The organism is Lysobacter changpingensis (genome assembly GCF_017308985.1).
In the GTDB taxonomy this organism is placed as follows: domain Bacteria; phylum Pseudomonadota; class Gammaproteobacteria; order Xanthomonadales; family Xanthomonadaceae; genus Lysobacter_J; species Lysobacter_J changpingensis.
In genome coordinates this window covers 468774-480715 of record NZ_JADWPE010000003.1, presented here as the reverse complement: position 1 = coordinate 480715, position 11942 = coordinate 468774, and the positions used below count along the sequence as shown (strand labels likewise).

The following is an 11942-nucleotide window of genomic DNA, read 5'->3' as shown; positions in this document are numbered from 1 at the left end:
TCAGGGCCAGCGTTCAAGGATCGACGGATCGGCGCCCACGCGCCGGCACGCGCGCGGCGCCACGCCGTCGTTGAGCGCGACGCGGAACAGCGGCGCGATCGCGTGCAGCGTGCGCGAGGCGACGGCCGCACGCGCGCGTTCGAAGCGTCCCAGCGCGAGCATGCGCGCGGCCCAGTCCGGCAGCAGCGCCGTGCCCGCGCCGAGGAACAGATCGCGCGATAGCCCCGCCGCCGGCACCGGCAGGCGGATGCGGGCGAGCACGGCCAGCACCTCGCGCGAACGCTCGTCCAGGCGCAGTTCGCCCTGCACGCGCGCGAAGTACGCGGCGACTTCGGCTTCGGACTTCGGTACGTCGCGCGCGCCGAGCGCCTCGGCGACGCGGCGCACTTCGTCGTAGTAGGCATCGGCGGCGCCGGCGGGCAACGAAAGCGGCGAATAGCGGCGGAACCCTTCAAGGAAGCCGAAACTCTCGGTGACGTGCACCCAGGTCAGCAGGTCGGGATCGTCGGCGCGATACGCGCGGCCGTCGGCGGTGGTCCCGCGCACCTGCTCGTGGATGCCGGCGACGCGGTCGATCAGCTTTCGCGCTTCCGGCTTCGATGCGTAGGTCGTGCCCGCGACGAAGTTGGTCGTGCGACGCAGCCGGCCGACGAGGTCGGTGCGGAAGTTCGAGTGGTCCCATACGCCGGCGAGCGCGCGCGGATGCAGGGTCTGGAGCATGAGCGCGCACAGGCCCCCGGCGAGCATGCCGGGGAAGTCGGAATGCACGCGCCAGGTGACGGTGTCGGGGCCGAACAGGCCGGGATCGCCGGGCGGCTGGTCGTAGTCGATACCGCTCTGGCCGCGCGGGAAGGCGGAGAGCACCCAGTGGCGGATGCGGGCGGCGGCGAGGGAGGTGGGGGAGGGCATGGCGTCATGATCCCATGCTGTTGCTCCTCCCCCTGCTTGCAGCGGGAGGATGGGAGGGGCGTGAGGCGCGCGGCGCCGAGCCGCATTCCGACGAATTCCATCGGGCTGGTCGGAGAGCACTAAGGCGCAGGCGGGCGAGCCGGTAGAATCCCCCCATGCCCCTGATCACCCTGAACAACGTCGACTACGGCGTCGGCGGCCCCTTGCTGCTTTCCGACGTCGTCCTGTCCATCGAACCCGGCGAGCGCATCGCGCTCATCGGCCGCAACGGCGCCGGCAAATCCACGCTGATGAAGCTCATCGCCGGCGACCTCCACGCCGACGACGGCGAGGTCCGCCGCGAGGGCGGCGTCCGCATCGCCCGCCTGGAGCAGGAAGTGCCGCCCGGCGCCGACGGCGATGTCTGGGACGTGGTCGCCGGCGGGCTGGGCGAGCTCGGCAGCTGGCTCGCGCAGTTCCATCACCTCAGCCACGCCGAGCACGTCGACACCGATGCACTGGCGAAGGTGCAGCAGAAGATCGAGGACGCCAACGGCTGGTCGCTCGACCAGCGCGTGACCGAGACCCTGCAGCGCCTGGAACTGGACGGCGACGCCGTGTTCGCGCGTCTGTCCGGCGGCATGAAGCGCCGCGTGCTGCTCGCCCGCGCGCTGGTGTCATCGCCCGACGTGCTGCTGCTGGACGAGCCGACCAACCACCTGGACATCGAGGCCATCGACTGGCTCGAAGGTTTCCTGAAGGCCTGGCAGGGCGCGCTGGTGTTCGTCACCCACGATCGCCGCTTCCTGCGTTCGCTCGCCACGCGCATCGTCGAGATCGACCGCGGCCAGGTCACCAGCTGGCCCGGCGACTGGGACAATTACCTGCGCCGCCGCGAGGAGCGCCTGAACGCCGAAGCGCAGGAAAACGCGCGTTTCGACAAGCTGCTGGCGCAGGAGGAAGTGTGGATCCGGCAGGGCATCAAGGCCCGCCGCACGCGCGACGAGGGCCGCGTCACGCGCCTGAAGCAGATGCGCGTGGAGCGATCGCAGCGGCGCGAGTTGCAGGGCAACGTGAAGATGGACTTCGCGCAGTCCGAGTCCTCCGGCAAGAAGGTCGTCGAAGCCAAGGACGTGACGTTCGCCTACGGCGACCGCGTGCTGGTCGATCGCCTGTCGACCACGATCTTCCGCGGCGACCGCATCGGCCTGATCGGCCCCAACGGCAGCGGCAAGACCACGCTGCTGAAGCTGCTGCTCGGTGAGCTGAAGCCGCAATCGGGCGAGGTGAAACTCGGCAGCAACCTGCAGATCGCGTACTTCGACCAGTACCGCGCCACGCTGCGCGAGGACTGGAACGCGCTGGAGAACGTCGCCGAAGGGCGCGAGTTCGTCGAAGTCGGCGGCAAGTCCAAGCACGTCATCGGCTACCTGCAGGATTTCCTGTTCACGCCCGAACGCGCCCGCGCGCCGATCACCCGCCTGTCCGGCGGCGAACGCAACCGGTTGCTGCTCGCCAAGCTCTTCGCGCAACCGTCCAACCTGCTGGTGATGGACGAACCGACCAACGATCTGGACGTCGAAACGCTGGAGCTGCTGGAAGAACTGCTCGGCGACTATCCCGGTACGCTGCTGCTGGTCAGCCACGATCGCGATTTCCTCGACAACGTGGTGACCTCCACGCTGGTGATGGAAGGCGAGGGTGTCGTCGGCGAGTACGTCGGCGGCTACACCGACTGGCTGCGGCAGCGGCCGGTGAAGTCGGTGCCGGCCGCTTCGTCGGCGAAGGCCGCCGCTGCCGCCGCGCCGGCGGCTGCAGTTGCGACGCCGGCGCCCGCTCCGGCGAAGAAGAAGCTCAGCTACAAGGACGCGCGCGAGCTGGAGCAGTTGCCGCTGCGCATCGAAACGCTGGAATCCCGTGTCGCCGACCTCACCGCCCGGATGAACGAGGCCGCGTTCTACCAGCGCGATGCGGCGGCCATCACCGCGCATACCGACGAACTGGCGAAGACGCAGGCGGAACTGGACGCGGCGTATGAGCGGTGGAATGAGCTGGAAGGCTGAGACTCGCTGACGCCGGAGCCTCGCTTCCGACGAAGGGCGATGCCGTGAGCCCCTCTCCCCATCGGGAGAGGGGTTGGGGTGAGGGGCGGCGGAGTATCAGCGCGCGCACTCGCAACTGGGGAAAAGGCTCAAAAGCGAGCGGGCCAAGCCCAGTCTCACCCCACGAGACGCCCACCCCCCACACTCGCGCGATGCCGCGCGCCACCGCCTCAACCCCCGACCTTTTCGCTTCCGACCTGTTCCCACCGGCACGGGCAAACACCCCGCGCACGCTCGTCGAAGACGCCCAGGGCGGCATCCGCTATTTCCCCGGCTTCCTCCCGGATGAGCTCGCCTCAGCCTGGTTCGCCGAGCTGAAAACCGCCGTCGCCTGGGAAGCCCAGCGCCGCCCGATGTACGACCGCATCGTCGACGTCCCGCGCCTGGTCGCTTCCTACCGCTTCGAGGACGACGGCATCCCCGCGCCGCTGATCGACGGCGTGCAGCGCGTGCGCAGGCACCTGAACGAGCCCTTCAACGCCGTCGGCCTGAACTTCTACCGCGATGGCAACGACAGCGTGGCCCCGCACGGCGACAAGCTGCACATGCTCAAGGAAGGCCATCCGATCGCGCTGGTCTCGCTCGGTTCGCCGCGCCGCATGACCATCCGCGACAACGCCTCGCGCAAGGCGCTGCACATCGACCTGGAACCCGGCAGCCTGCTGGTGATGAGCCACGCCAGCCAGCTCACCCACGAACACGGCGTTCCGAAGACGAAGGCGCCGGTCGGCCCGCGCATCAGCCTCGCGTATCGCGTGCGCCCGCCGAAACAGGGCGCGCGCTGAGGTTCACTCCAGCCGCACCGGCAGGTCGCGTCCGACGCCGGCCACGTTGCCGCTGTAATCGCGCGCGGTGATGCGCAGCACGTAGTCGCCCGCGGGCAGTTCGGCCGGTCGCCACAGGCCCGACTCCAGCACGCCGTCGCGCACCGTGTTCGTCACCAGGTACTGGAAGCGGGTGATCGCGCTCCCGTGCACGGTGATGCCGCTCGCCGGGCCGTAGGCGACCTTCACCGCGTCCGGATCGACCGGCATGCGGTTGAACTCGATCGTCATGCGCGGCTGTTCGAAGCCCGGCAGCGGCATGCCCGCCGCATCGAGCCACTGATAGCCCAGCGCGTGCAGCCCGAGCCGCCGCCGCGGCAGGTTGCGGTCCACCTGGTCCCACGCGTCCACCGCGATCTGCACGCCCGGCGTCGCGCGCGAAAGCACGAGCCGCCCGTCACGCCGCACCGTCAGAGGCTGGTCCTGCGCGTCGAGCAGTTCGATGCGGTCGATGCGCGGCGCATGACGGTCGGCGTAATTCGCGAAGCCCAGCGCGACTGCGTTGCGCTCGTAGCCGCTGGAACCGACGCTCAGGTGCACGTGCGCCATGCCGTTGATCGTGCCCAGCACGTCGCCTGCGGCAAAGCGCGTGCCGCGACGCACGCGGATGCGTTCGGGCTTGCCGTCCTCGTCGTCCACCCGGATGAAACGCGATGGATCGATCGCCTCGCCGTGCGGCGTGCGGCCCGCGCGCATGTGGACGTAGCCGAGCGTGTCGATCGCCATGCCTTCGCCCAGCTCGCCGAAGCCCCACGCCGCGTGCGGGCTGCTCACCTTGCCGTCGGCGATCGCGAGCACCTCCTGGCCGACGTCGCCGCGGATGTCGAAGCCGCTGTGCAGATGGTCGCGGTTCTCGTGCTGGTAATTGCCGCGCACCTCGCCGAGCGTGCCGACCACTTCATGCCAGCCGTCCTGCGGACGCAGTGGCCAGCGTCCGGCGGTGGCGGGCAGCGGGTTGGCCGGCGAAGGGCCGACGATCTGCGGCGCGTCCGGCGCTTCGCTGGCCGGACGGATGCGGTGCACGCGATACGCGCCGGCATCGGCGACGCGCAGCGTGCCGTCGTCCGCCACCGCGAGTCCCGCCGCGCGCGACAACCGTTGCGCCTGCGTCTGTCCGGTGATCTGGTGCGCGCTGCCGTCGCGGGCGATCTGCACGATGCCGCGGTACATCTCGCCGACATAGAGCACGCCGTCGTGCGCGATCGCCAGGGCAAGCGGGCGATGCACCGGCGGATGTTCGTCGCCGCGCACCGCGCGGACGAGCGTGGAGACCTCGCCGCCCGGCGTGACGCGGCGGATCGCGTTGTTGCGCAGGTCGGCCACGTACACGCGGTTCATCGCATCGACCGCCACTGCGGTGGGTGTATCGAAACGCGCCAGCGTGCCCGGCCCATCGACGTCGCCCGGCCGTTCGCCGCCGGCGAGCGTGCCGACGGTGCCGTCGGCGGCGATGATGCGGATGCGGTCGTTGTAGGTATCGGCGACGTACACGCGGCCGTCGGCGCCGACCGCGATGCCGGTCGGCCCGTCGAAACGCGCCTGCGCGCCCGGCCCATCGGCGAACCCCGGCGTGCCGCCGCCGGCAAGCGTGCTCACCATGCCCCGCGGCGTGATCCGGCGGATGGCGTGGTTGCCCGTGTCGGCGACGTAGAGATTGCCCTCGGGGTCGAAGGCGAGGCCCGACGGCGTGTCGAACGCCGCCGCCGCGCCGAGGCCATCGGCGAACCCTTCGACGGAGCCCGCGAACGTGGTGACCGTTCCGTCCGGCGCGATCCGGCGGATGCGGTTGTTGTCGCCCGCATCGCTCACGAACACCGCGCCGTCCTTCGCCACCGCCACGCCGTAGGGGTCGGCGAATCGCGCCTGCATCGCACCGCCGTCGCGCAGGCCCGCCACGCCGTCGCCGGCGACCAGGTCGATGCGGCCCGCCCAGCCGATCGCGGTCGGCACGGGACCAAGCACCGCGCGTGTGGCCGGCGGACGGCGCTCGTAAACGTAGGTCGCGGCGAGCGCCGCCCCGGTCGCGATCACCACCAGCACCAGCCAGACGTTGCGGGACATGCGCATCCTTTCGTATGGGGGAACCGCGATTATTGCCCGCGTCGCCCATCGCGTGCGCGCTTGCATGGCCGGCGTCGCGCGCGCCTAATCTCGGCTGTTTCGGACAGGAGCGCGTGCGATGCGTTGGATTCCATTGGCGGGCGCGATGGCGCTGGCATCGATGTACCACCCGGCGGACGCGGCGGTGAAGGATGCGATCGCGAGCGGATTCACCGTGGAGAACGCAGAACTCGTGCAGGTGGATGCAGACGCGGCGTGGAAGGCGCTGGTGCACGACGTCGACCGCTGGTGGCCGAAGGACCACAGCTGGTGGGGCACGGAATCGATGCTGTCCATCGATGCGCGCGCCGGCGGTTGTTTCTGCGAGATCGCCGGTGCGCGCCAGGCGCGGCACATGGCGGTGGTGTTCGTCGATCCCGGCAGGACGCTGCGCATGACCGGCGGTCTCGGTCCGTTGCAGGGCATGGGCCTGGACGGCGCGCTGGAATTCCGCCTCGCGCCGGCCGACGGCGGCGGCACGCGCATCACGATGTCCTATCGCGCCGGCGGCTATACGCCGGACGATCTCTCGAAGCTCGCACCGGTCGTGGACAAGGTCCAGGCGCAGCAGCTGCGCGGGCTCGCGGATTTCCTGCGCAAGCCGGTGAAGTGACGATGCAGATGGGACTGGGATTCGGCGACGCCCCGGATGAACGCATGCACCGGCTGTTCTTCGCGCTGTGGCCGGACGATGCGCTGCGCGCGCGCATCGCCGCGACGGCGGCGTCGGTGGTGGCCGAACATGCGCCGGGCGGGCGTTCGCTCAAACCGGCGCGCTATCACGTGACGATGCAGTTCCTCGGCGATTTCCGGCCGCTGCCGCCGTCGCTGCTGGACGATGCGCGCGCCGCCGCCGCGTCGGTGCGTTCGCCGGCGTTCGAGCTTTCACTGGACGAAGTCGGCAGCTTCCGCGGCGCCAACGTGTGGTGGCTGGGGTCGCATCACGTGCCCGATGCGTTGCGTGCGCTGCACGACGCGCTGGGGCGATCGCTGTTGCGGCATCGGGTTCCGGTGAAGCCGGCGCCGGCTTTCGTCCCGCACCTGACCGTGCAGCGCGACGTGCGCCGGCACATCGCGCCGGCGCCGGTGCCGGCGCTGGCGTGGCCGGTGCGCGAGTTCGTGCTGATCGACAGCGATCCCGGGCGCGGCACGCCGTACGAGGTGGTCGGGCGCTGGGCGCTGGATTAGCGTTCGAAACGTCCTTGCCTTCTTCGTCGACCGGAGCCGCGCATGCCCACCACCGATCCGCGTGTGGACGCCTACATCGCCAAATCGGCCGACTTCGCCCGGCCGCTGCTCGCGCAGGTGCGCGAGGTGGTGCACGCCGCGTGTCCGGACGTCGAGGAAACGCTGAAGTGGGGCATGCCCAGTTTCACCTGGCACGGGAAGATCCTGTGCGGCATGGCGGCGTTCAAGCAGCACATGACGCTGTGGTTCTGGGAAGGCCGTGCGATTGTCGATAGCGACAAGGGTGACAAGGGCGACGAGGCGATGGGACAGTTCGGCCGCATCACCCGGAAGGCCGATCTCCCCGGCAAGCGCGAACTGGCCGGCTACGTGAAGCAGGCGATGGCGCGCGTCGCGAACGCGGCGATCCAGCCGCCGAAGAAGAAGCCCGCGCCGAAGGCGGAGCTGCCGGTGCCGGAGGACCTCACCGCGGCGCTGCGCCGCAACGCGAAGGCGCGCGCGACGTTCGAGGCCTTGGCGCCGGGATACCGACGCGATTACGTCGAATGGATCGTCGAGGCCAAACGCGAGGACACGCGGCAGCGGCGCATCGCGCAGGCGGTGGAGTGGCTTGCGGAGGGGAAGTCGCGGAACTGGAAGTACATGAAGTAGGGCGTCGATGCCGAACTGCGATGCTCTTGGCAATTCGGCGCCTCCCCGGGTGCGCTGCGCTTACCCGGACTACAAACGCCCGCCTATGCCAGCGGTTCGATCTGCGACGCCCACGCCAGCGCCGCGTCGTGGTCCTCCGGCTCGAACGCGCGGATTTCCGTGTTCGGGAAGAAGCGGCCGGCGAACTCGGAAATGCCGGCCAGCCAGCGCTTGTCGGTCACGATCGCGCCACGCGCGAAGCGGCGGTACTGGCCGAACTTGTCGAGCGCGTAACGCAGGTCCTTCGCCAGCGCTTCGGGCGTGAGGCCGGTGAAACCGGTCATGTCGCAATACAGTCCGACGCGTTCGTGCAGGCGCAGGCGGGCTTCGATGTCGGCGATGCAGCGGTCGTAGTCCGCGCCGTCCAGCGTGCCGCTGAAACGGTAGGCGCCGACGTGCGAGGGCGAGGGCAGGATGTCGATCATGGATCGTCCACGGTGCAGGCTCGCCGGCCAGCGTGCAGCGTGCCGGGTTCAGGACGCGTCAAGGCCAGGAAGGAGTGTCGGGGAACGAGGAACGAGGAACGAGTGGGCCCGCTCGGTTACCCGCCTTCCGGTTCCAGGAACGCGCCGCAGCCCGAATACGTCTTGCCGCCGGCGCGCAGTTGCGCGGTGATGTCGAACGTCGCGCCGGCGGGGTCCTGGCAGGGCTTGCGCTGCGTGGTGAGTTCCACCTGCATGCCGTTCGCGGTCCTGCCGGTCCAGCCGGTGCCGTCCGCGCGCGGCTGCACCTGCGCGACGTCGAGCTTGCGCGAGCCGAAATCCAGCTGCGCATGCAGCGAAGGCGCCTCGCCACGGCCGACCTCGACCAGCCATCCCGGCTCGTTGCCCACCGCACGGAACGCGACGCCACGCGCGCGTGCCTCGTCCCACGGCGAGGCGAGGTTCGTGCGCGTGCATTCGTGCTTCTCGCCGTCGAGCGTCAACGTCCCGCTGTCGCCCTTGGTCCAGAACTCGTCGCCGGCATCATCCGCATAACGCGCGCCCGACGCCGACACCGCCAGCGGCAGCGATCGGCTGCGACCGCTGTATGTCAGCGTCACGCGCCGGGCGACGTTGTCGAATGCCGCACCCACGCGCAGGTCGCCGCATTGCCAGTGCGTCGGCTCGGGCGCGTCGGCGCTCGCGGACGCGCCGCCCACGCGCACCATCGCGATCTCCACCGGCACGTTCGCCGACGGATCCACCGGCACGCGCGTGTCGCTGACGAACCATGGCGCGCCGTCCGGACCGGCGAGCGTGGCGTGCAGGCCGTATTGGCCGTTGGGGCGCAGCTTCGTCGGATCGAACGGCAGGGTGAAGGCGATCGGCGATGCGGCGGCGTCCTTCACCGTGGTCTGCGCGATGACCGCCTTGGGCGTGTCGGCCAGCAGGTTGTCGAGCAACTGCACGCGCAGGCTCGAACCGGGCGGGGGGACGATCCGCTCCCGATACGTCGCCGTGCCGGTGACGGCGTGCGCGCCCTGCGTCATCGGCGGCAGCGGCGCGCTCTCCTGCGGCTTGCAGGCGGCGATCAGCACCGCCACCGCGAGCGCCACGAGAACCGGCGTAGCGGCGCGGTACGGGGAGTTCCGGAACACGGTCATGGCGCGTCCTCCTGGAGTGGCGGCAGCCTAGCGGGCCGTTCGTTGCGACGGCGTCAGCGCGGCGCGCGGTTCACGCGCACCACCGGGTAGCGGCGGTACTGGTCGTCCCAGGACGAATGCCGGCGCGCGAAGAACTCCAGCCGCTGCTGCGGGCTGTCGGCGAAGGCCTGGTCGTCCTTCAGGCGCTGCTCGAAGGCGGCCTTCACCTTCGGATTCTTCAGCATCTCGCGCGCGACTTCCTCGGCGACGTAGTCCTCCATGTACTCCTTGCGCTCGAAATAATTGTTGAATTCGCCCCACGCGACGAGCGCATCCGGCGCCTGCGGTTCCAGCAGCGCCATCACCAGGCGCGCCTTGGGCTGGGCGATCGGCACGAACAGCGCGCCGGCGCCGATGTCCTGTTTTTCGTCGTTCCACTCGCCTTCCAGGGTGGCGCGCTGGTGGCCCTCGACCGATTGCGCGGCAAGCGTCGCCTTGTCGGCGCGGAACGCCTGCACCGCGGTCTTGCCCATCGGTTTGTCGAGGAGGCGATACGTCACGCCGTGCTGGTCGAGCTTCGCGCCGACCCATGCCGCATGCGCGGCCGGAACGATGTAGCCGGCCTTCGGCGCAGCGACGACGTGCGCCGGCACCAGTTCGTCGCGCATCGGCAACTGCCACACCTGCGGCCTGGTTTCGTCGTAGCGCGTCATGAGCGCGCCGGACACCTCCGACGGCGTGCGCGTGTATTCGTAGCCGCGGAAGTCGATCGTGCGGACCTTGTCGGTGGCCTTGTAGTCCAGCGCCACCGGCTTGCCGCCCAGCAGCTGCGCGCGCACGTCGGCGGCCAGCGCGTCCTGGCGCCACTGCGCGCCGTGCTGCGCGACCAGGTCCAGCAGCGACACGATCGTGTCGTGCGTGACCTTCACCCGGTGCGGGTAATCACGCCAGGAATGCGTTTCCACCAGCATGGCCAGACGGTTGCGCAGCTGGAAATAGCCGTGCGAGAAGCGCGGCGTGGCGACGCCGTCCTCGAAGCCGGACGACGGGTCGTCGTTCACCACGAACGAGGGATAGAACGGCAGCGGCAGCGAACCCTGCTCGGCGAGATAGGCGATCACGCCGTCGCGCAGCGCGGTGCCGGCCTTGCGCAGGTTGTCGTCGCCGCTGTGCACGGGCTCGACCTGGATGGAGACGTCGTGCTCGAACTTCGCGCCGTCGGTGACGTGCAGGTCGACGTAGGCCAGCGGGTCCCACGCGTTGACCAGGCGCAGCATCGCCTGCATTTCCGGCGTGTCGGCCTTCACGTAGTCGCGGTTGAGGTTGTAGTTCTGCGCGGTGGTGCGCCAGCCCATTTCCTCCGGGCCGCGCTGGTTCGGGCGATTCCATGCGGCGAAGCGCTCATGGCCGTCCACGTTGAACACCGGCACGAACAGCAGCACCTGTTTTTCGAGCGCGCCGACCGCGGTCTCGCCATCGAGCGCCTGACGCAGCGCGAGAAAGCCCGCGTCCTTGCCGTCGATCTCGCCGGCATGGATGCCGCCCTGGATCAGCATCACCGGCAGGCCCTTCGCGATGGCCTCCTCGGGCGTGAATGCGCCGGCCTTCGAAACGACCAGCACCTTCATCGGACGGCCTTCCGGCGTGGTGCCGAAGTCCTGGCAGCGAACGGCGTCGGGATAACGCGCGGCGAAGGCGTCGCACAGCGCGATCACTTCGTCGTAGCGGCCGGTTTTCACGAAGCCGCTGCGTTCGGAGACGGTGGTCAGCGTGGTGTCCGACGGTGCGGCGAAGGCGGGCAGGGCGGTGAGCAGGGCAACGAGGAGCAGCGGGGTGCGGGTCATCGAGCAGCGTTCCGGATGCGAGGACGTCGCATGGTAACGAGCGGCCGGCGGCGATCGCCATGCCGATGGGCACATTGCTGCCAGTGGGTGTCAGCAGATAGGGATGCCGCCGGTCAGAGGGCGATGGCGCTCCAACTCCCTCCCCTGCGAATGCAGGAGAGGGTTGGGGCGGGGAAGTGCGGGCGACAACGTCGGATTGTCGCGTGACAGGCCCCGGGTGCGCTTCGCTTACCCGGGCTACAAAGGCCGGCACCGCGTCACATCTCGCCGCCCGCCTCGACACCGAACTGCGCCGCGTCTGTTTCGAAATGCGCGGAGAACGCGACCGCGCACACCAGTACGAGCACGGCCATAAGAACGTGTTTCATCCGAGATCCAGGGGCGATGGGGCTGAGGAAGGCTTTGCGGCGATCCATGCCTGGTGACGCACCGCCTGGCTGTCGATTCCCGTGAGCGCACGCCCGGGGCGTGTCGTTCATTGAGATGTTTCCAAGTCGTGGACGGCCGGCATCTGGGTGCCCCATGCGATGGGACTGCGGTTGGCTTCCGTGTGAAAACTTTGCGCAGGAGCGAAGGTGCTTGCTCGATGTGTCCGGGCGGTGCGTGTCGCGATCGCGGCAGCCCCGCCCATGAGGGCGGTCGAGCGCACGGTTCGAACGAGGACTCGTGAACCCCGGCTTCGCGAATAACTCTCATGGACACCGAATGTCAACTTCGCCACGTTGGCCAGCCCATGCAATGG

At 69.7% G+C, this 11942-nt stretch carries 10 protein-coding genes; 5 read left to right on the top strand and 5 right to left on the bottom strand.

The window, feature by feature from the left end:
• A complete protein-coding gene (locus I4U41_RS09030) occupies positions 1-909 on the bottom strand; it encodes an oxygenase MpaB family protein (protein WP_206860813.1) in 909 nt (302 codons plus the stop codon).
• Between the two features lie 155 nt (positions 910-1064).
• Between I4U41_RS09030 and I4U41_RS09025 the strand changes: the two genes are divergently transcribed.
• A complete protein-coding gene (locus I4U41_RS09025) occupies positions 1065-2951 on the top strand; it encodes an ATP-binding cassette domain-containing protein (protein ID WP_206860812.1) in 1887 nt (628 codons plus the stop codon).
• Between the two features lie 191 nt (positions 2952-3142).
• On the top strand, positions 3143-3775 hold the full coding sequence (locus tag I4U41_RS09020) for an alpha-ketoglutarate-dependent dioxygenase AlkB family protein (protein ID WP_206860811.1): 633 nt from the start codon (positions 3143-3145) through the stop codon (positions 3773-3775).
• A gap of 3 nt (positions 3776-3778) precedes the next feature.
• On the opposite strand, the gene I4U41_RS09015 is transcribed toward I4U41_RS09020, so the two are convergent.
• On the bottom strand, positions 3779-5875 hold the full coding sequence (locus I4U41_RS09015) for a virginiamycin B lyase family protein (protein ID WP_206860810.1): 2097 nt from the start codon (positions 5873-5875) through the stop codon (positions 3779-3781).
• 118 nt (positions 5876-5993) lie between these two features.
• Between I4U41_RS09015 and I4U41_RS09010 the strand changes: the two genes are divergently transcribed.
• From I4U41_RS09010 to I4U41_RS09000, 3 genes are read left to right on the top strand one after another with little or no spacing between them, the layout of a single operon-like run.
• Positions 5994-6527, top strand: a complete 534-nt coding sequence (locus I4U41_RS09010) for an SRPBCC family protein (protein WP_206860809.1) — start codon at positions 5994-5996, stop codon at positions 6525-6527.
• A gap of 2 nt (positions 6528-6529) precedes the next feature.
• The gene (gene thpR / locus I4U41_RS09005) at positions 6530-7102 is read left to right on the top strand and encodes an RNA 2',3'-cyclic phosphodiesterase (RefSeq protein WP_206860808.1); all 573 of its coding nucleotides are present in this window, start codon (positions 6530-6532) and stop codon (positions 7100-7102) included.
• Between the two features lie 42 nt (positions 7103-7144).
• Positions 7145-7753 (top strand): YdeI/OmpD-associated family protein, encoded by a 609-nt coding sequence (locus I4U41_RS09000; protein ID WP_206860807.1) that lies wholly within the window; start codon positions 7145-7147, stop codon positions 7751-7753.
• 83 nt (positions 7754-7836) lie between these two features.
• On the opposite strand, the gene I4U41_RS08995 is transcribed toward I4U41_RS09000, so the two are convergent.
• The 3 genes from I4U41_RS08995 to I4U41_RS08985 all read right to left on the bottom strand — a co-directional run bounded on the left by I4U41_RS08995 (position 7837) and on the right by I4U41_RS08985 (position 11200).
• A complete protein-coding gene (locus I4U41_RS08995) occupies positions 7837-8217 on the bottom strand; it encodes a SpoIIAA family protein (protein WP_206860806.1) in 381 nt (126 codons plus the stop codon).
• A gap of 116 nt (positions 8218-8333) precedes the next feature.
• Positions 8334-9377, bottom strand: a complete 1044-nt coding sequence (locus I4U41_RS08990; RefSeq protein ID WP_206860805.1) for a YbaY family lipoprotein — start codon at positions 9375-9377, stop codon at positions 8334-8336.
• A 53-nt stretch (positions 9378-9430) separates the two neighbouring features.
• On the bottom strand, positions 9431-11200 hold the full coding sequence (locus I4U41_RS08985; protein ID WP_206860804.1) for a M14 family metallopeptidase: 1770 nt from the start codon (positions 11198-11200) through the stop codon (positions 9431-9433).
• Positions 11201-11942: the final 742 nt, after the last annotated feature.

Coding starts and splice junctions, on each gene's coding strand:
- I4U41_RS08985 (WP_206860804.1), bottom strand. CDS start 11,200: ATGACCCGCACCCCGCTGCTCCTCGTTGCCCTGCTCACCGCCCTGCCC.
- I4U41_RS09010 (WP_206860809.1), top strand. CDS start 5,994: ATGCGTTGGATTCCATTGGCGGGCGCGATGGCGCTGGCATCGATGTAC.
- I4U41_RS08990 (WP_206860805.1), bottom strand. CDS start 9,377: ATGACCGTGTTCCGGAACTCCCCGTACCGCGCCGCTACGCCGGTTCTC.
- I4U41_RS08995 (WP_206860806.1), bottom strand. CDS start 8,217: ATGATCGACATCCTGCCCTCGCCCTCGCACGTCGGCGCCTACCGTTTC.
- I4U41_RS09020 (WP_206860811.1), top strand. CDS start 3,143: ATGCCGCGCGCCACCGCCTCAACCCCCGACCTTTTCGCTTCCGACCTG.
- I4U41_RS09000 (WP_206860807.1), top strand. CDS start 7,145: ATGCCCACCACCGATCCGCGTGTGGACGCCTACATCGCCAAATCGGCC.
- I4U41_RS09015 (WP_206860810.1), bottom strand. CDS start 5,875: ATGTCCCGCAACGTCTGGCTGGTGCTGGTGGTGATCGCGACCGGGGCG.
- I4U41_RS09025 (WP_206860812.1), top strand. CDS start 1,065: ATGCCCCTGATCACCCTGAACAACGTCGACTACGGCGTCGGCGGCCCC.
- thpR (WP_206860808.1), top strand. CDS start 6,530: ATGCAGATGGGACTGGGATTCGGCGACGCCCCGGATGAACGCATGCAC.
- I4U41_RS09030 (WP_206860813.1), bottom strand. CDS start 909: ATGCCCTCCCCCACCTCCCTCGCCGCCGCCCGCATCCGCCACTGGGTG.